Source organism: Chitinophaga vietnamensis (assembly GCF_902167635.1).
Classification (GTDB): Bacteria; Bacteroidota; Bacteroidia; order Chitinophagales; family Chitinophagaceae; genus Chitinophaga; species Chitinophaga vietnamensis.
On the sequence record NZ_CABHMS010000006.1, the window covers coordinates 494,286 to 513,539 of the forward strand.

Here is a 19,254-nt window from a genome sequence, read left to right on the forward strand (position 1 = left end):
ATTATGCCCACACATGTGGCATAATTTGTAATGATTTACTTTCGCCTAACATTTCTGATCGCTATGAACGATATCTACCAGGGCATCCTGAATGGATTACACACAATGACCTGGCTGGAAGCCGTTGCAGTACTGTTTGCAGTATTGTCTGTCATCTTCCAGAAACAAAATAATATCCTCGTATATCCCACGGGGATCATCAGCACCGGCATTTACACTTACCTGTTGTCGCGTGAACACTTCAAACTATATGCAGACGCCACTCTCAATGCCTATTACCTGGTGATGAGCGTGTATGGCTGGATCCACTGGCTGCATAAAGACAGGAACCACCAGGAGGATGTAGTGGTATCTCACAGCAGCCGGAAAGAGTTGCTGACAGCGGTATTCATCGCGCTGGCAGGCTGGGGCATCTTCTACGTACTGTTGCATTATTTTTCAGATTCCAATGTGCCGGTGATGGATGCCTTCGTATCTGCCACCGCCTGCGCGGGCATGTGGCTGCTGGCTAAACGAAAAGTGGAAAACTGGATATTGCTCAACATCTCCAACCTCGTGGCTATTCCGTTGTTATTCTATAAACAACTTTATCTTACCGCCTTGCTTACCATCTTTTTGTTTATCATTGCGATATACGGATTTATCAGCTGGAGAAAAGAAGCGGCTGCAAGAGAAATAGCGCATCCATGAAAAAAGTAGTAGTTATCGGGCCTGAATCTACAGGCAAAAGTACACTCAGTGAAAGACTGGCCACACACTTCCATACCGTGTGGACCCCTGAGTTTGCGCGCGAATATATCGATCAGCTGCAAAGGCCCTACGAACAGCACGACCTCCTGAAAATAGCCACAGGACAGCTTTTGCTGGAAGAGGAACAAAAAAAGAAAGCGAAAGACCTGCTCATCTGCGATACGGATCTATATGTGATCAAAGTATGGAGCGAACATAAATATGGCGATTGCGATGCACAGATACTCGACCAGATCGCGCGGCAGCAATGCGACCTTTACCTTCTTACCTATATTGACTTACCCTGGGAAGAAGACCCACAGCGCGAATACCCCGATCCTGAGATGCGGCAATATTTTTACAATATCTACAAAGATATTGTGACGCAATCCGGGGCGCCTTTTGTGGAGATACGCGGAGACTATGTCCGGCGGGAAGCCCTTGCCGTGGCCGCTGTACAGCAGTTGTTAGCATAATTATTTACGACCGGTGACAAGATCGGCAATATCCGGATCAGGCGCAATGTTGCGCATCTGTACCAGGATATGACGCTGGCGATAACTGGTGATGCGCGCCGGCGGATTCACCGTATATTTCACAGGATTGGGCAGACAGGCCGTTATCATCGCTGCTTCTTCGCGGTTAAGGCTGGCGGCGCTCTTGTTGTAATAGGCCTGCGCAGCGGACTCGAAGCCGAAGATGCCATCGCCCGTTTGCGCTACATTGAGGTATACTTCCAGTATGCGTTGTTTCCCCCAGATCTTCTCGATCATAAAAGTAAAATACACTTCCAGCCCTTTACGGACCCAGCTTCTGCCCTGCCAGAGAAATACGTTTTTAGCTACCTGTTGACTGATGGTGCTGGCCCCGCGGATCTTCTTGCTCTGCTGGTTGTGTTTCATCGCTTTTTCTATCGACTTGAAATCAAATCCGTCGTGATCGGTGAACAGTTGGTCTTCACTGGCAATTACAGCCAGTTTAGCGTGTTGTGAAATCTCGTCGTAGTTCGCCCAGGCCTTTTGCAGTTTTTTGTCGGTGCCCCAAAGGCTGAACCAGCTGCCGATTTCGGTGAGTGTGATGGGCGGATTCACCCATCTTAATATGATGATGTAAATAAATTGTGCGACAAATAGAACCAGTAGTACCCTCCTCAATCTCCTCCACGTTCTGGGAACAATGCCTTTTAATTTCATCCGCGTAGGTTTAGAAAAATCGGGCGGAAAGGTAGGAAGATATTCGTAATTTGTAATTCGGAATTCTAAAATCCAGGCTTATGTTGCTGCAAGTACATCCGGATAACCCGAATCCAAGACACCTGAAGACGATCGTAGACTGCCTGAGAGATGGAGGCCTGATCATTTATCCAACAGACACCGTGTACGGCTTGGGCTGCGATATTACGCAGCACAAAGCCATTGAAAAAATAGCGCGGATCAAGCAGGTGGACCTGAAGAAATCACACTTTTCTTTTATCTGCTATGACCTCAGCCATCTGTCGGATTATGCGAAGAGCGTGGATACGCCTGTATTCCGCATGTTGAAAAAAGCATTACCGGGGCCATATACGTTTATTCTGCCGGCCAGCCGCCAGGTGCCCAAGCTGCTCAAAACCAAGCGGGATACGGTGGGTATCAGGGTGCCGGATAATAATATCTGCCGCACCATTGTAAAGGAACTCGGCAACCCGCTCATCAGTACTACATTGCCTACCGACCATTACGTAGAAGAATATACCGATCCCGAGATGATTTATGAGAAGTTCGGTAAACTGGTAGATATTGTAATTGACGGAGGACCAGGCGGAACGGGCTTTTCCACGGTGGTGGACTGTACCGGCGATGCGCCCGAGCTGGTGCGTGAAGGCATCGGTAGTTATGAAGCGATCACCTGATATATTTATAATGATGAAATGCTGGTGGATGATCGGTTGTTGTTTGATCCCCGGAATTATCCGGGCGCAGAGCTTCCATTTGAAACCGGTGCACCTGTTGCCTGTGAACAAAGCGGTAATGGCAACACCGCCGCCTGTCCCGGCGCTTGCCCCTGACTTTTACTACCATCAATATTTCGGTTTCTTTTGCAAAAAGGAATGGAGCTGGCAAAAACGTACAGGCGTACCCGTTAAGGTCCGCCTTGGGAATTACTCATATACCCAACAACTTGAAGGAAAGCATTGATGGTGGCCCTTTTTCATAAAAATATCTGACGAAGTCAAATTTATTTATTTGACGACGGCAACAAAATATAAAGGCTCCTCTCCGCGTCGCGGGAGGAGCCTTTTTGTATTCAGGAAATCTTTATTTAATACCCAGTTTCTTCGCAATATCAGCGGGGATTGCTTTTTTGTTCACCATGATGCAGGTGGTTTTGTAAGCGAAGTAAGGAACAGAGGCATAGAAGTAGCCTTTGTCGAAGTTATCGGTACCCCATGAGTTTTTCACCCGGAAGTACTTGTTACCGTTCTGGTCTTTCGCCAGTCCTACGATGTGCATACCATGATCATCCTGTGTTTCGAAATTATCGAAGGCGAGCTGGCGCATTTCGGGGGTGATGGTTTTTTCTTTACCTGGCTCGAGGAAGAGGTTTTTCTTTTCTTCGGCAGACATATCGGCCCAGTCTTTTTCCGGAACGATGGCGAGGCCTTCTTTGAAGTTGAAGGTTTTTTCGCTCACGTCGGCGGCCCATGCGATGGTGTAGCCGTTTAGGATCGCATTTTCAGCGATGTTGGTGAAATCGTTCAAGGGCACGTTATAAACCCTTTCCCAGTTCCAGTTGTCCGGCACTTCCAGCACAAATGGCTGGTAGTAAGGATGGTGGGTGAAAGAAGAGAGCAGTACGTAATCGTCGGCATTGAGGCCCAGTTCTTTGGCGAAAGATTGCGGCGTGTATGACTTACCGTTATACTGGAATTTCTCCGGCGCATCGCCCATATAGGCATTGAGAACGCCATCCACGGCCTTTTTCCAGTCGGGGTTGATCGTGCCTTGCGCCTCGGCGATGGTTTTGGTCATGCCTTCGAGCACGCTTTCCATTTCAGCATGGTTGTAGGTTTTTACGCGGTTGCCATCGTAAACGCTTTGCGGAACGAGGCCATATTCGCGCAGGCAGAGCAGGTCGTCGGGGAAGCCGCCGCCTTCGCCGAAATTGGCTTTGCCATGCATACGTACGTAGTTGGCAGCTTTCAGCGGATACATCTTACGTACCACAAACATTTCGCTGAGGTTAAGGCCCTGGCCTTTTCCGTTACGCAGCAGTTCAGACTCAAAGAAGGAGAGGCCAGAGAAAGACCAGCAGGTGCCGGTGCGGCCTTGGTTCTGCACATCGCCGGCGTCCAGGTTCTTAATGGTGGTGAACTGGTAGTGGCTACCTTCCACGTTGGTGTTGCTTTGAGCGAATGCAGCGGCACTGTACAGCGTTGCTGCGCACAATATCCATTTCTTCATGGTGTATAACTATAAGATTTTAAAACAAGCACCAAAAATAAGGGAAAGCGGGTATTATGCGCTCGAAAAGTTGTATGAACGGAAGCTTGCTACAGCCGTGGGTTCCAGGATATATTTCGATTATTCACCATTATACTGGTCGCGGGTGATCTCCCACTCCCAGAGTTCCTCATTTTCAATGTTCTTTACCGGGCCAACAAAGTGCATCCCTGCTTTTTGCAGTACTTTAACGGAGGCGTTGTATTCTTCTTCTGTATGGGCGATGACGCGATTTACGTAGGAATGGCCGAAGGCGAAGCGGATGAGGGCGCGCGCCATTTCGGAGCCGAGGCCTTTTTCGCGGTAATCGGGGCTGATCTCATAGCCCATCTCCACGAGGCCATGTGCATCGGGGCGGCCTTTGAAGCCACCGGCGCCGATCAGCTGCTTGTCGTCCCGGTGTATCACCAGGTAAAAGAACCATCCCAGTAAAGATGGGTCATTCCTTAGTTTGTCGTACGCCACAAGCACCATTTCGGGGTATTCTGTCCAGCCATCGGGAACGCTGATGCCCAGCAGATCTGCCAATACATCATTGCCCTGTAATAGTGATTCAAAATACTGTAGCGAGCAAGGTAACAATTGCAGGCGAGGAGTCTGGATCATGTTTTGAAACTAGTAAATGGGATTTACAGATTTATGAATTTACGGATTACGGATTTGAGGATTTATTGATTTGAGGATTTGATGTTCCTTAAATCAATAAATCAATAAATCCTCAAATCCGTAAATCATTTAATGTGCTTCTAGCCAGTTATTGCCGGTTCCCATCTCAGCTTCAACGGGAACGGCGAGCGGTAATGCATTCCGCATGCAATCCAATATCAGGGGTTTTATCAGTTCAAGTTCTGAGCGATGGGCATCAAACACCAATTCATCATGCACCTGCAGTAACATTCTGGAGCGGAGGTTTCTTGCCTTGAACTCCTTGTGTATCGCAATCATGGCCAGTTTGATCATGTCTGCGGCGGTGCCCTGGATCGGCATATTGATCGCATTTCGTTCGGCAAAGCCGCGCACCACAGCGTTGGAGGAATTGATATCCTTCAGCCAGCGTTTGCGGCCCAGCATCGTTTGTACGTACCCGTTATGCTGCGCAGATTTCACCTGGTCTTCCATATATTTTTTGATAGATGGATACTGGGCAAAATAATTGTCGATCAGCGTTTTCGCCTCACTCCTGGGTATTCCCAGGTTTTCTGACAAACCGAACGCGCTAACGCCATAAATGATGCCAAAGTTCACGCTCTTGGCATTACGGCGCATATCTGACGTAACGGCATCCAGGGGTACATTGTACACTTTTGCGGCGGTAGCGGCATGGATATCGATTCCGTCGCGGAAGGCGGCGATCATCTGTTCGTCGCCACTGATGGCGGCGATGATGCGCAGCTCTATCTGGGAGTAGTCGGCCGACAGCAGCACATATTCTTCATTGCGCGGCACAAAAGCCTTGCGCACTTCGCGGCCCCTGTCGGTACGGATGGGGATATTCTGCAGGTTCGGGTTATTGGAGCTGAGGCGGCCCGTTACGGCCACTGCCTGGTTATAAGAGGTATGTACGCGGTTGGTGCGCTTGTTGATCATTAACGGTAACGCATCTACGTAGGTGGATTTCAGTTTGCTCAGCTCGCGGAAGATGAGGATATCCTCCACGATCTGGTGCTTGTTGGAGAGCTTCTGCAACACATCTTCGCCAGTGGCATACTGGCCGGTACGTGTTTTTTTGGCCTTTGGATCAAGCTGTAGTTTTTCGAACAGCACTTCGCCGAGTTGCTTGGGCGACGCGAGTTTGAACCTCACGCCCGCCTGCTCGTATACGCTTTCCTCTGCCCGTTTTATCTCGATATCCAGCTCGCGGGAATAGTCGGCCAGCGCTTTGATATCCAGCGCAATGCCTTCGTACTCCATGTCCGTCAGCACTTTGGTGAGCGGGTTCTCTATTTCGTAAAGTACTTTCTCTACTTTTTTCTGTGGCAGCAAGGGGAGGAATTTCTCTTTCAGTTGCAGGGTAACGTCTGCATCTTCTGCGGCGTATTCGGCCACTCTTTCCACTTCTACATCACGCATGCTCAGCTGGTTCTTGCCCTTGCCGATCAGCGATTCGATGTGCACCGGTTCATATTGCAGGAATTGCGCGCTGAGGTAATCCATGCTGCGCCTGCCTTCCGGCTCAATGAGGTAGTGGGCCAGCATGGTATCGAAGATGACGCCTTTGATCTCAAAGCCATACCACTTCAGGATGATCATATCGTATTTGATATTCTGACCAATGAAGAGCGTAGTTTCTTTGTCGAACACCGGTTTAAATTCATTGAGCACTGCGATGGCGGCATCTCTGTCTGCCGGCATGGGCACATAGTAGGCCTCTCCCGCTTTCCAGGCGAAGCTCATGCCTACGATATCCGCGTCGTTAGGGTCTTTGCCGGTAGTTTCGGTATCGAAAGAAATTTCCGGTTGTTGCAACAGTTGCTGCACCAGTGCGGTCCTTTTCTCCGGCGTATCGGCGATATGATAGGTGTGTGGCGTATTGTGTATATTTTTTTCCGGTTGCAGGAAATTGGCGGCGCTTTCTTCTGCGGCGGGTTCCCCGGAAGGCTCTTCTGCGGCTGTTTCTGTGGCTGCGCTGAAAAGATCAGGCTGTACGGTTTTCTTGCTTTTCGGCGCTGGCGCGGGTTCCGTGGTGGCGGCGCCACCGAAGCCTTCTCCCAATATTCTTTTGCCGAGCGTTTTAAATTCAAGTTCCGTGAATACTTCGGCGAGACCATCTTTATTGCCTTCTTTCAAACAGAAATCTTCTTCATGGAAAGTAACGGGCACATTGGTGATGATGGTGGCCAGTTCTTTCGACAGCAGCGCGTTTTCACGGCCGGCCTTGATCTTCTCTCCCATCTTGCCACCGATGGCGTCGGCATTATCCAGCACATTTTCCAGGGTGTCGTATTGCGCCAGCAGTTTCATGGCGGTTTTTTCTCCAATACCGGCAATACCGGGGATATTATCTACGGCGTCACCCATCAGGCCGAGGATATCGATCACTTGTTTCACCTCTTTGATCTGCCATTTATCGCATACTTCTTTCGGCCCCATGATCTCTTCTTTGCTGCCGGCATAGGGAGGTTTGTAGATGAATACATTATCCCTTACCAGCTGGCCATAGTCTTTATCAGGGGTAACCATGTACACGGTATAACCCGCATCAGCGGCTTGCCAGGCGAGGGTGCCGATCACATCATCTGCCTCATAGCCGTCCAGTTCCACTACGGGAATATTGAAACCTTCGATGATGCGTTTGATATCCGGGATGGCATCGATGATGTCTTCCGGGGCATCTTCGCGGTTAGCTTTATAATCGGTGAAGGTGGTATGCCGCTCGGTAGGCGCGTGCGTGTCAAACGCAACGGCGAGGTGAGTGGGCTTTTCTTTATTGATGAGATCAAGTAATGTAGTGGTGAACCCGAATTGCGCATTGGTATTGCGGCCGGTGCTGGTGATGCGCGGATTCCTGATCAGGGCATAATATGCTCTGTAAATCAGTGCCATGGCATCTAATAAAAATAATTTCTTTTGCATCGCTAAACCTACGAGAATTAATTTGAATGTACAAAATTAAGATGGAGGATTCAAACGTCCGCGCTGTAAATTTGGGTCCGAAAAAGAATGACATGAAAAAGATCTATTATCTCTCCACGTGCAGCACCTGCAAGAAAATATTGGAAGAAACGAAGGCGGTGCAACGTGGTTTTGAATTACAGGATATCAAGAAAGACAAGATCACCGATGCCCAGCTGAAAGAAATGAAACAGCTGGCAGGCAGCTACGAAGCGTTGTTCAGCCGCAGGTCGCAGCAATACCGCCCGATGGGCCTCCATGAAAAAGTGCTGACGGAAAAAGATTATCACGATCTGATATTACAGGAATACACTTTTCTGAAACGCCCGGTAGCCATTGTAGATGGAAAGATCTTTATCGGGGCCGAAACAAGGGGAATTTAGGGATTTGTTGATTTAGGAATTTACGGATTTACGAATTTTTTGATTTAAATCCGTAAATCCCTAAATCAAGAAATTCCTAAATTTCCCACAAATTTCCTCACCACCTCTTTATACTGGTTCATATCCTGGTCGTGTTGGAAGGAGCGGAACGGAAAGCTGGCGGCTGCATCCAGTGCGGCTTTCAGGTTGAACGCTTCCTGCGACAGGGAATAGAAATATCCTTTTTCCATCAGGTATTCCCCGAGGTACACCTGTTCTGATTGTCCGGGAGTGGGAATGAGGATGGCTTTTTTATTCAGTTTCACAAGGTCCATCAGGGTGGTATAGCCCGAGCGGCTTAATACCATATCCGAGGCCAGCATGGCTTCGTTGAGCTGGGTGGCGTTGAGATGGTTGACCTGTGTTACGCCGGGCGCCACCTGCTCGTTGAGCGGTGTGCCGGGTTTTCCGCTGACAATCAAGGCTGTAAGCGGCAAGGACTTGATCTGGTCGAGCACCATTTTCTCGAGGTTGGAGCGTTGCGGCTCAGGACCGGAGATGAGTACGAGCAGATCGTATTTTTTGGCAACATCGGCCTTGGGCTCAAAGCGGCTCAGGCAGCCGATGTAGGTAGTATGCGGCGGCAATGTTGCCGGATGAGCCAGCTCGCCCGATAAATTGTTATTATCTGCGTAGTCAGGAATCCAGCAGGCGGTATAGCGGCGGATGAAACGGTAGTTGATCTTTTGCAGGGTACGCTCAATCCAGCCACCAAAGGGGGTTTTGATAAGGAGCTGGTGCGTGATGAAAACGGTAGGGATGCGCTTGTGGTACAGTCCGAAACGGTTGTCGGAGATCACCGCATCAATTTTATACTGATCTACAGTTTTGCGGAGCCATCGCTGTTCATACTTCACCGTCCGGTAAATTTTTGGAATTTGTTGTATGATCTTCATTCCGAAGAATTTACCCTTTTGAGCGTACTGGATGCGGTATCCGGGAAGCGGGAGGATGGTGATCTGTGGAAATTCCTGCTGCAAAAGTGCGGCGTGTTTGCCTTCGGCAGCAATAAAAACTTCGCAACCGGCGTTTAGCATTTCATGTATCAGCGGAATGTCCCTGGTGGCATGTCCCAGGCCCCAATCCAACGGTACTACAAGAATTTTTTTGCGAGAAAGGATTGTGGACAAATAATTTCTATTTTTTTGCGAATTTAGCTTAATTTACAAATGGGCATTGTTAAGAAACGGTAAACTCTAAGACAGGAAATATTTAAGGATCAGTATATTTAAACTTTGTATGAATAAGATCAAATGGGTGGTAGTCTTTCTTCTCTGCGGATGTTTGGTAATGGAGGGTTGCAAGGTTTTCAAGAAAAATGATTGCGGTTGCCCCACCTTGAACAAAAAGCGAATGCACTAAGGAACACTCATTCTGTCACAGCAGCAACGATTAACGTTTTAACCTTATCTTTTTTGTATTATCCCGTGATCACCTTTACCAATTAACAATTTTTTTCGGGGAACAGTCAAAATTTTTTTCATGAAACCTGTAGATAGAGATTTATTAATCCTGCTACATGAAGATAGGTACACTGAGCAGCAAATTCAATCCGCAGTAAGGCAGATTAGTGAGATGTTATCGTTGATCGAAACGATGGATTATCTCTGTGCTGTTATGGAAGTAGCTGATTGCAACAAAAGCAGGATTACCAGCAAACGTTCGTCGCTGGAAAAAGCCATTGCCCGCAAGGCGCACAAGCCTTTTGAATTTATTATTCACAAGAACTAGTAGCTGCACACCCGTAAACAATTCCCGGTAGCTCTATCCCGCTGCTTTAGTGTTTTTGCTGTGCTTTTTTATTAAATTCTTGCGTACGTTTGCCATCAAATAAACCCATTAAAGTGATGGCAGATTTTTCACACCTGCAGGATTTTTTACAACCTGTTTCAAAGGCTTTTCTGAACGATGACCAGGAATACGATGCATTCCAGGTGGGCGGTACTATTGACGTATATGAAGAAGATCATATTCCCGATATAGATGCTGCCGATATCGTATTGCTTGGCGTAGGTGAAGAAAGAGGCGGCCACTCCGGCAGAACCGGCACCCATGGCCCGGATGCCGTCCGCAGGGAATTGTACCGGCTCTATAACTGGCACCGCGATATCCATCTCGCCGATGCTGGCAACCTGCGCTCCGGCGCTTTCCTCGCCGATGCATACGCCGCTATGAAAACCGTAGTGGGCGAACTGATACAAGCCAATAAAACCGTCATCATCCTCGGCGGCTCACACGATCTCACTTACGCGCAATACAAAGCATACGCTTCCCAACAACTCATCATCGAAGCCACCGTAGCCGACGCATTGATAGACCTCCACGAAGAGTCTTCCATCCGCAGCGAACGTTTTCTGATGGAGATACTCACAGAACAACCCAATTATCTCAGGCACTACAACCACCTTGGGTTTCAGAGTTATTTCGTGCATCCGCGCATGCTCGAAACGCTGGATAAACTCCGTTTCGATTGCTTCCGCCTCGGACGTATCCGCGAGAACATGGAAGAGGCAGAACCGGTACTGCGCCACTCTGATCTCTTCAGCCTGGATATCAACATCATCCGCCATACCGATGCTCCGGCCAATCACCTCTCCCCTAATGGTTTCAGTGGTGAAGAGGCCTGCTCGCTGGCCCGCTATGCCGGCATGAGCAGCCGCCTGAGCTCTTTTGGCATCTACGGTTACCAGTCTGAAAAAGATAAGGAACATCTTACCGCACGCCAGATCTCACAAATGATCTGGTACTTCCTTGATGGAAGAGCCGTAAAAAATAAAGAGGCTTTACTGGAAGACAGAGACGCCTTCTGGGAATTTCATATAGCCTTCTCCGATATAGAGACCGTATTCCTCAAAAGCAAGAAAACAGGCCGCTGGTGGATGCAATTGCCCGATCGCGAGTTTGTGCCCTGCGCTTACAACGACTACCTCCTCGCCAGCAACAACGAAATGCCGGAAAGATGGCTCAGGCACCAGGAGAGATTGTGATATTTTATTATTTAGTTATTTGGTTATTTAAGGCTACGGCCTACGCCACAGCCTTAAATAACCAAATAACCAAATAATGAAATCACTCTGTCTTTGATAAAGGCAGCTTTGTTATCGGTGGAAATCATATCATCGTCGAGGCCATCCATCGTGCGTTTATGCATCTTCTCTACACGTTCGTCGATCTTCCTGAAAAAAGCATCTTTTCTTTCTTCCCAACTTGTTTGATCCTGCTGCAACTTACTCAGCTGCACCGGGTCGAGCGAGGAATATAACTGCTGCAAAGTGCCGCGCAGCAGGCTATCTACGTCATGATAATAAACAGCGGCGCAGTCGTACATCCGTTGGCTGTTGGCAAGGCATTGGTGGTAGCGGTTTTCGATCGAATCCAACGCAGCCTGTTGCGACTGCTGCTGGGCACTGATTTGATTACACAGAAAAACCGCCACGAAAAATAAAATATATCTCATGGACAGTGTGTGAATTATAAAGATATGGCAATTTATATATTATTATTTGATAATTTATTATTAAGAAATCATTACTGTTTGACTCCTACAGAGCCATTACAGGCATCGCCTTCTTTACGGCCACTGAGCCATACCTGCAAAGCCTCGATACGTTGTTGCGTTAACTCAGTGAGATAATTGGCTTTGCACATCGGGAAAACACTGCCGTAAGTACTGGCAGCTTCAGGATACATTGTTTTCACCTGTGCGTCGCGCAGCTGCACCCACAGGCGCTGCGCCTCTTTTAAGTTAGTGATGAACTTTTTGTTGGCAGCATAATCTTTCAGGATCGCCTGATAGATCGTATTCAGTTTTTTGTCGGCTTCCTTATATTCCTGGGCGGCCTGTTTGCTCATATCGCCCTGTGATTGCGCAAAGCCGGCAATGCTGGCGGCAAGCAGTGCAAGACAAAGAATTAATGACTTCATTTCAAGCTGGTTTAAAAAATCTGAATGCATACACCATCGGTATCTTTCCTTCCAGTCCTTTGATGTAAAATTTTCCGTCTTTCTCTATCGTATTATTAAAACAGTTGTAGGGAGAATAATCATATTCTTCCAGAAACTCCAGTTGCAAACCCTGTCGCAGCAAAGCTCCTATCGTTTCGCTAAGTGCATGGTCCCAGGAATAGGACAGGCTTTTCAGCGGCGCGCTGCGATCGGTATAACTGCCGGACACCTCTTCAATGATCTCTCCCCTGTTGAAATAGCTGTATTTGATTTCTTTAAATTGTTCATCGAACATCATCACCATCTGGTGAAATTCCGCCATCACAAAGTATCCGCCGGGTTTCAGGAAGCGGTTCACTACAGCAGCCCAGCGGTCGAGGTCGGGCAGCCAGCCGATGGTACCGTAAGAGGTGAATACGATATCGGCCTGTTCATCAAAATGCTGTGGCAAACTGTAAAGGTCGCAGCAGATGAAGCGTGATTTATTTTGCAGGTCCAGTTGCTTTGCAAAAGCTTCCGCCTGTGCAATGGCTGTGTCGGAAAGGTCCACCCCTGTTACGTTTGCGCCCATACGTGCAAGCGATAGCGTATCCTGCCCGAAATGACATTGCAGGTGAAGGAGATGTTTGTTTTGTACATTGCCGAGCAATGCCAGTTCGATACTGTTGAGTGAATTTTTTCCGTTGAGGAATGCAGGCACGTCATAAAAATCGGAACTAACGTGAACGGCTGTACGTTGATTCCACATGTCCCTGTTAGTGGCGATATAATCAGGTGTATGATCCATACTATCCGGTACTAGCGCGGCAAGAGCCGCAGTATATAAAAATAAAAAAGTTTCCGGCGTCGGAAACTTTTTCAAACAGATATTTTTTATCTCTCTATATCACCACCAGTTCATAGAAATCTGCCGGCGAGAGGTATTGTTTGGCGAGATGCTGTAGTTCCTCAGCAGTAACGGTTTTGATGATGTTAATATTGTTGTAGAAATATTGTTCATCCAGATCGTTAAGGATAAGATTTTTCCAGCGTTGTATTACCTGGAAGGCGCCATCGAGGTCGCCGAGGATGGAGCCTATCATATAGTTGCGCACGAGGTCGAGTTCTTCCTGCGGGATCAGCTCCTGTTGCAGCCTTTCCAGCTCCTTGCGTATTTCGGCGATGGTGGCTTCGCATACATCGCGGCCCGCTTCCGTTTGTATATTGAGCGCGCTCACCTGGCGGAAGTTATACAGCTGCGAATAGATGCCGTAGGTATATCCTTTTTCTTCACGGATATTGCTCATCAGCCGCGAACCGAAGTAACCGCCGAAGATGGTGTTTAGCACCAGCATCTTCGGAAAGTCGGGATGGTAGCGGTTCGGGAAGGGGCGCGCCATGCGCACGGCGCCCTGTACGCCATTCTCATCATTGAAGATGCGGAATTTCTTTTCTTCGGCCGGCTGTACAGGCAGCTCGGGGCGGAGCAGGTGTGATTCGCCATTCCAGGGCGTACTGCCAAAATACTGGTTCAGCAGCGTGATCATGTTTTCCGGCAGATGCCCCGCCAGGAAGATACGGCAGTTATTATACGTGTAATGTTTTTTATAGAAGCCTTGCAGCACTTCGGTTTGCAGCGCATCGTAGGCCATCATGGAGCTTACGCGGCCATAAGGGTGAAACTCGCCGAACAGGTATTGATCGATGTAGCGGTTGGCAACAAAGTCGCATTTCTGAAGGTTTACCGCCAGTTTTTGTTTCTGGTTTTGTTTGTAGATGTTCAGCTCTTCTTCCGGAAATGCGGGGTCGAGGATCACTTCCTGTAAAACAGGCAGAAGCTCGGCGGTATGTTTGGTGAGGCAATGCAGGGCGTAGGTTGCATTTTCATGATAGGCGTTACGGTTCAAGTATGCGCCATAGTATTCGATGCTTTCATTGATCTCCAGTGCGGAACGCTTGCCGGTGCCGTTTTTCATAAGAAAGTTGGTAGCGGTGGCCACGAGGCTCTGGTTTTCATACCAGCTGCCAGCGGGGAACACGAGCTCCAGTTGTAAGGTATCCTGTTCATCTGATTTAAAGACATAAACGGGAATGCCATTATCCAATGTGAATTTTTCGTAGGGTTTCAGCGTTATGTCAAACTCCACGGCGTCTTTAATAGCAGGAGGAATACTTCTGTTCATTGCATGTCGTTTAAGCCGGTATGGCAGCAAAGCCGCCACGGGTCTAATTCTCGGCGTAGTAATAAATAGTATTGGAGTTCTTTTCGTTGAAGATCTTGTTGGCTTCTGCATGAATATCTGCAGCCGTCACTTCTTCATAGTTGCTGAACTCACTGTTCATGAGGGAAGCATCACCCAGCAGTTCATAGAACGCCAGGTTGTTGGCACGATTGAGCAGGCTCATATCTTCGAATGCCAGCAGGCTTTCCACGCGGTTTTTTACTTTTTGCAGTTCTCGTTCCGGGATCACTTCCTGTTGCAGTTTTTCCAGTTCTATCTGGATAGCCTTTTCTGCATCTTTCATCTTCACGCCTTTCACCAGTTTGCCTTCGATGGTGAGCAGGCCGGCATCGAGGCTACCGAAATGATAACATTCGATGTTGCTGAAAAGTTTCTTTTCTTTTACGAGCACCTGGTGCAGCCGGGAGGCGCTGCCACCGCCGAGGATATCGGAAACCAGGTCAGCGGCATAGTAGCGTTTATCCTGTCTTGGATAGATATGATAGCATTTGTACAAGGCGTCCAAAGGCACGCTGGACTTCACTTCCAGCTTGTGTGCTTCCCGCTGTTCGGGTTCAATGGGCAGGTTGCGCACATATTTTTCGCCGGAAGGAATATCGCCAAACCATTTCTCTGCAAGGGCTTTCACCTGTTCGGTGGTGATGTTGCCCGCAACGGAAAGGATGGCATTTACCGGGCGGTAATATTTGAAGAAGAACGCTTTTACATCTTCCAGCTTCGCATTTTCTATATGCGATAATTCCTTGCCGATGGTCATCCAGCGGTAGGGATGCGTGGAATAGGCCAGCTCGCGCATTTTATGCCATACGTCGCCATAAGGCTTGTTGATGTAGTGTTCCTTAAATTCTTCGGATACTACCTTGCGTTGTACATCGAGGCTCTTTTCACTGAAGGCGAGCGACAGCATTCGGTCGCTTTCCAGCCAGAAGGCCGTTTCGATATTTTCTGCGGGCAGCGTAATATAATAATTGGTAAGGTCGCTGGTGGTGTAGGCGTTGTTTTCGCCGCCGGCCATTTGCAGTGGCTCATCATATTCCGGGATATTGACAGAGCCGCCAAACATCAGGTGTTCAAAAAGATGTGCAAAGCCTGTTTGCTCCGGGTTTTCGTCTCTTGCTCCTACGTCGTAGAGTACATTCAATACAGCCATCGGCGTGGTATGGTCTTCATGGACGATCACACGTAATCCGTTAGCGAGCGTGAATTTATTGTAGTGGATCATAAATTATTTTTTTATTTGGTCATTTTATTATTTGGTTATTTGATTAGTCAATAACCAAATAATAAAATAATAAAATAACCAAATTTCTAAATGGTCGTTAGTGTCGCAAATTAACTATTTCACTCAATGTACAGCTCTTTTTTGTCGTAATTGATCGTGAGGGTAAACTGTTTCCAGACCTCATAACCGATGGCGCCGGCAATTTCTGTGAAGGCGCCAACATCGTCTACGTCTTTGCTGTAGCTAACGGGCACTTGTTTGATGTTGTGGCCGGCCAGCTCCAGCTGGGGGATGCTGCTGTTAATGTAATATAACACTTTCGCCATATCCTGCACCCGGTCGGTATTGGCGGTGGGTAACAAGGTATTCAATTTGTTCTTGTCTACGAAAGGCCAATTGAAAAGGATGCCGTAATCGCCGCCGGAGGTCAGGTGGTAATGCCCCGGAATGGTGCGCCCATCGGGCAATTGCACCACTGCATCGATAACGGGAGTAGTATAATTGAGCTGGAAATGCACGAGCCGCCCGGTATTGCCGATGGGCGTCCTGCCTTTGTGGTAGCATACCAGTTGCTGCTGCCGGTAATCTATCTTCACAATATATGCTTTCAGCAAAGCCACGCCAATAACGCCATCCATCGGGGTAACCGGGCTGATATTTTCCAGGTTTTCGATATATGCGTTCACGTAAGGAAGCCTGATCTCGTTGAGATACATGGCGTTAATGCTCGTTACGGGTACTTTGATCATGCCATTGTTCACGCCGCTCATAAAGGCTTCTTTACTGCCGTTGAGCCGCAGCCGTGTGGCCACGCGTGCATCCAGCACCGTTACTTCCGCGCCGGTATCAAAAATAAAATGAAGTGTGTCCTTACTGCCCGACAGTACTGCCGGTATTACTACATGCCGGTCTATAATCCGGAAGGGAATAACAGCTACCGGCTTTTTGTTGTCTGGTTCTGCCGCTTCTTTTTTTCGTTGTGCAAACACGGGTATACTGGCTGCACAGGAGATCACCCATACTAACCATAGAAATCGCCACATGACACAAATAACGTTAAAGTATACTTTTTATTGGCAACTTTTTGATCAACAGGTCGTTGTCGCGCCGCACCAGCAGCACTGCGCGGGTACCTACGTTTTTCAGTAACTCGCGGAACAGCTGCAGGTTGGAGCCCAGGTTATTGTTCACCGCCATAATGATATCTCCTTTTTTAAAGCCTGCTTTTTCTGCCGGTGATCCTTTGATGATGTCTGTTACTTCCACCTGTCCGTTAATGAGATAGATAATCAAGCCGGTATAGGAATAGTCGAATACATCTCTGAAATGGGTGTTGGGCAGCAGGTAGATCTCTTTTTTGGCGTAGTTGAGCGTGATATTAAAACGCCGGAGCAGGTCGTTGCCGATCATGCCGCCAAGAAAGGGATACGAGGTGATGCCATAGGTATCATCGAACATATAGGTAGGCACATTGCGGAATACATAGCTGCCTATTTTAAATTCCTGTATGGTAGTGAGCGACATCTGCATTTTGCCGCCGAGGCCCTGGGCTTCGGTTTGGATGATCTTTCTCTTTTTTCTTCTGCCTTCGATGAGAGAGCTGTCTTTCACAAATTCGTTGGACAGCAGCAGGCACATACCCGCGCCGGTATCAAAATAGAAGCGGTTGCTGGTATTTCTTCTACCGTTTTTGATGGGAGATGATATGAGCGGAATGAGGGTGAGCGAGGGTTTGAGCAACATGCCGCCCCGCGGGTAGTTATGCTTTCCTTTGCTGTAGATGAAAATTTCTTCCGTATCGTAATCAACAGTAACGATATACCTGCTGAGGAGGCTGTAGCCGATGATGCCATCTACCTGTAATCCATACACCTGGCTGATCAGCTCATAGTCGTTGACATGAAAATCGAGGCTGTCGACAACAAGGCCGCCGGGCAGTCGGAGACGGTGGTTCATGGCGAAGGAAACGGTTTTGGAACCGCCAAGGCCGCGTACGATCCGGTCGGTGGGCGTGAGTTTGATGCCCAACCTGACGCAGGTGGCCGTGTCCAGTGAGATGCCGGCGCTGCCGGTGTCGAGGATGAACTGTAGCGTATCCGGGTAGTCATTCAACTGGGCCTGAATAACTACTACCCCGCCGTAGTACTGTTTGAACTTAAAACGTGTGATCAGTACCGATGGCTTTGTGCTGTCGTTTCTAAACGTGGCATCCACTGCGCTGGCCTGACGGTAAAATCCCAATACAAGCAACAGCAGCAGGAAGCGTAACAGAATTGGTCTAGACATAAGGGGGATGCTGGTGCATCGTATTTGTATAAATTTAACATTTAAACTGTTTCGTATAAAATATTTTTATTACAGACGGTAAAATTTATCTATGGAAATTCGGTGAACAGATATATCCAATTACACTACCTTTGTTCCGTCAAGAAGGAAAGCACAATGGAACTACAGGATCTATACAAAAAGGCACAGCATTTTGAATTTCTGACAGCAGAAGAAGGTGTTTATTTATTCCAGCACGCTCCTCTCGCAGAGCTGATGCACATTGCCAATGAATTACGCAAGCAACAGGTGCCTCACGGCAAGGTTACCTGGCAGATAGACCGCAACGTGAATACCACCAACGTGTGTATCGCCAATTGCAAATTCTGTAACTTTTACCGCATCCCTGGCCATCCCGAAGCCTATATCACGGGTATCGATGAATATAAACGCAAAATAGAGGAAACGCTGAAGTACGGCGGCGACCAGCTGCTGCTGCAAGGCGGCCACCATCCTGACCTGGGCCTCAGCTTTTATGTGGACCTCTTCAAGCAACTGAAGCAGCTGTATCCTGCACTGCGCCTGCATACGCTCGGCCCCCCCGAAGTTGCGCATATCACCAAGCTGGAAAAAAGTACCCATATCGAAGTGCTGAAAGCCTTGAAGGAAGCGGGTATGGACAGCCTGCCCGGCGCCGGCGCTGAAATCCTCAACGACCGCGTACGTCGCCTCATCTCCAAAGGAAAATGCGGTGCACAGGAATGGCTGGATGTAATGCGCGCAGCACACCAGCTCAATATCGCTTCTTCCGCCACCATGATGTTCGGGCATGTAGAAACAGTACAGGAACGCTTTGAGCATTTCGTGGCAATCCGCCAGGTACAAAGTGAAAAACCGGAAGGACACTACGGTTTCACAGCCTTCATCCCCTGGACCTTCCAGGACGTAGACACGCTGCTGGCGCGCATCCGCGGCGTTCACAACATGACATCTGCCGAAGAATATATCCGTATGATCGCGATGAGCCGCATCATGCTGCCGAATATCAAAAATATCCAGGCATCCTGGCTCACTGTAGGTAAGCAGGTAGCACAGCTCTGCCTCCATGCCGGCGCCAATGATTTTGGCTCCATCATGATCGAAGAGAATGTGGTAAGCGCCGCAGGCGCACCGCACCGTTTCACCTACCGCTCCATGCAAGAGGCGATCCGCGAGGCCGGCTTTGAACCGCAACTACGTACACAGCTGTACGAATTCCGGAAAATCCCCGCCGCTATTGAAGAACAGGTGATTAACTACTAATATTAAAGATAAAAGAGAAGGGCCCCGCGTTTCGCGGGGCCGGCCATCTCCTT

19 protein-coding genes are annotated in these 19,254 nt (G+C 48.4%); 7 read left to right on the forward strand and 12 right to left on the reverse strand.

Going from position 1 to position 19,254, the window contains the following annotated elements:
- Nucleotides 1-63: 63 nt before the first annotated feature.
- Together pnuC and FPG75_RS18655 are read left to right on the forward strand one after the other, a co-directional pair.
- Nucleotides 64-690, forward strand: a complete 627-nt coding sequence (gene pnuC, locus FPG75_RS18650) for a nicotinamide riboside transporter PnuC (RefSeq protein ID WP_143308747.1) — start codon at nt 64-66, stop codon at nt 688-690.
- Nucleotides 687-1,205 (forward strand): AAA family ATPase, encoded by a 519-nt coding sequence (locus tag FPG75_RS18655; protein WP_143308749.1) that lies wholly within the window; start codon nt 687-689, stop codon nt 1,203-1,205. The genes pnuC and FPG75_RS18655 overlap by 4 nt, the downstream gene beginning before the upstream one ends.
- Here the strand turns inward: FPG75_RS18655 and mtgA are convergent, their stop codons facing one another.
- Nucleotides 1,206-1,922: a monofunctional biosynthetic peptidoglycan transglycosylase gene (gene mtgA / locus FPG75_RS18660; protein ID WP_143308751.1), complete on the reverse strand. Its 717-nt coding sequence runs from the start codon at nt 1,920-1,922 to the stop codon at nt 1,206-1,208.
- 80 nt (nt 1,923-2,002) lie between these two features.
- On the opposite strand from mtgA, the gene FPG75_RS18665 reads away from it, so the two are divergent.
- The gene (locus tag FPG75_RS18665) at nt 2,003-2,620 is read left to right on the forward strand and encodes an L-threonylcarbamoyladenylate synthase (RefSeq protein ID WP_143308753.1); all 618 of its coding nucleotides are present in this window, start codon (nt 2,003-2,005) and stop codon (nt 2,618-2,620) included.
- 406 nt (nt 2,621-3,026) lie between these two features.
- Here the strand turns inward: FPG75_RS18665 and FPG75_RS18670 are convergent, their stop codons facing one another.
- The 3 genes from FPG75_RS18670 to polA all read right to left on the reverse strand — a co-directional run bounded on the left by FPG75_RS18670 (nt 3,027) and on the right by polA (nt 7,784).
- Nucleotides 3,027-4,172: a C1 family peptidase gene (locus FPG75_RS18670; protein WP_143308755.1), complete on the reverse strand. Its 1,146-nt coding sequence runs from the start codon at nt 4,170-4,172 to the stop codon at nt 3,027-3,029.
- Between the two features lie 120 nt (nt 4,173-4,292).
- On the reverse strand, nt 4,293-4,817 hold the full coding sequence (locus FPG75_RS18675) for a GNAT family N-acetyltransferase (RefSeq protein ID WP_143308758.1): 525 nt from the start codon (nt 4,815-4,817) through the stop codon (nt 4,293-4,295).
- A 129-nt stretch (nt 4,818-4,946) separates the two neighbouring features.
- Complete coding sequence (gene polA / locus FPG75_RS18680) at nt 4,947-7,784, reverse strand: DNA polymerase I (protein ID WP_143308760.1); 2,838 nt, start codon at nt 7,782-7,784, stop codon at nt 4,947-4,949.
- A gap of 92 nt (nt 7,785-7,876) precedes the next feature.
- On the opposite strand from polA, the gene FPG75_RS18685 reads away from it, so the two are divergent.
- A complete protein-coding gene (locus tag FPG75_RS18685; protein WP_143308762.1) occupies nt 7,877-8,206 on the forward strand; it encodes an arsenate reductase family protein in 330 nt (109 codons plus the stop codon).
- Nucleotides 8,207-8,271: 65 nt separating this feature from the next.
- Here the strand turns inward: FPG75_RS18685 and FPG75_RS18690 are convergent, their stop codons facing one another.
- Nucleotides 8,272-9,375 carry a glycosyltransferase gene (locus FPG75_RS18690; protein WP_143308764.1) on the reverse strand — a complete coding sequence of 368 codons (1,104 nt, stop codon included), beginning with the start codon at nt 9,373-9,375 and terminating at the stop codon, nt 8,272-8,274.
- 352 nt (nt 9,376-9,727) lie between these two features.
- Between FPG75_RS18690 and FPG75_RS18695 the strand changes: the two genes are divergently transcribed.
- Both FPG75_RS18695 and FPG75_RS18700 read left to right on the forward strand, forming a co-directional pair.
- Nucleotides 9,728-9,976 carry a hypothetical protein gene (locus FPG75_RS18695; protein ID WP_143308766.1) on the forward strand — a complete coding sequence of 83 codons (249 nt, stop codon included), beginning with the start codon at nt 9,728-9,730 and terminating at the stop codon, nt 9,974-9,976.
- Between the two features lie 116 nt (nt 9,977-10,092).
- The gene (locus FPG75_RS18700; RefSeq protein ID WP_143308768.1) at nt 10,093-11,232 is read left to right on the forward strand and encodes a formimidoylglutamase; all 1,140 of its coding nucleotides are present in this window, start codon (nt 10,093-10,095) and stop codon (nt 11,230-11,232) included.
- A 53-nt stretch (nt 11,233-11,285) separates the two neighbouring features.
- Here FPG75_RS18700 and FPG75_RS18705 read toward each other — a convergent pair whose 3' ends face one another.
- The 7 genes from FPG75_RS18705 to FPG75_RS18735 form a co-directional block, all read right to left on the reverse strand.
- Nucleotides 11,286-11,702, reverse strand: coding sequence for a lysozyme inhibitor LprI family protein (locus tag FPG75_RS18705; protein ID WP_143308770.1), 417 nt, complete (start codon nt 11,700-11,702; stop codon nt 11,286-11,288).
- Between the two features lie 71 nt (nt 11,703-11,773).
- Complete coding sequence (locus FPG75_RS18710) at nt 11,774-12,169, reverse strand: lysozyme inhibitor LprI family protein (RefSeq protein WP_143308772.1); 396 nt, start codon at nt 12,167-12,169, stop codon at nt 11,774-11,776.
- A gap of 1 nt (nt 12,170) precedes the next feature.
- Complete coding sequence (locus tag FPG75_RS18715) at nt 12,171-12,977, reverse strand: class I SAM-dependent methyltransferase (protein WP_143308809.1); 807 nt, start codon at nt 12,975-12,977, stop codon at nt 12,171-12,173.
- Nucleotides 12,978-13,071: 94 nt separating this feature from the next.
- Nucleotides 13,072-14,352 carry a M16 family metallopeptidase gene (locus tag FPG75_RS18720; protein WP_143308774.1) on the reverse strand — a complete coding sequence of 427 codons (1,281 nt, stop codon included), beginning with the start codon at nt 14,350-14,352 and terminating at the stop codon, nt 13,072-13,074.
- 43 nt (nt 14,353-14,395) lie between these two features.
- Nucleotides 14,396-15,634 carry a M16 family metallopeptidase gene (locus FPG75_RS18725; protein ID WP_143308776.1) on the reverse strand — a complete coding sequence of 413 codons (1,239 nt, stop codon included), beginning with the start codon at nt 15,632-15,634 and terminating at the stop codon, nt 14,396-14,398.
- A gap of 119 nt (nt 15,635-15,753) precedes the next feature.
- Nucleotides 15,754-16,677, reverse strand: a complete 924-nt coding sequence (locus tag FPG75_RS18730; RefSeq protein ID WP_143308778.1) for an aspartyl protease family protein — start codon at nt 16,675-16,677, stop codon at nt 15,754-15,756.
- 13 nt (nt 16,678-16,690) lie between these two features.
- Nucleotides 16,691-17,920 carry an aspartyl protease family protein gene (locus FPG75_RS18735; RefSeq protein WP_143308780.1) on the reverse strand — a complete coding sequence of 410 codons (1,230 nt, stop codon included), beginning with the start codon at nt 17,918-17,920 and terminating at the stop codon, nt 16,691-16,693.
- A 156-nt stretch (nt 17,921-18,076) separates the two neighbouring features.
- Here FPG75_RS18735 and mqnC point away from each other — a divergent pair, with 156 nt between their 5' ends.
- Nucleotides 18,077-19,201: a cyclic dehypoxanthinyl futalosine synthase gene (gene mqnC / locus FPG75_RS18740; protein ID WP_143308782.1), complete on the forward strand. Its 1,125-nt coding sequence runs from the start codon at nt 18,077-18,079 to the stop codon at nt 19,199-19,201.
- Nucleotides 19,202-19,254 lie beyond the last annotated feature (53 nt).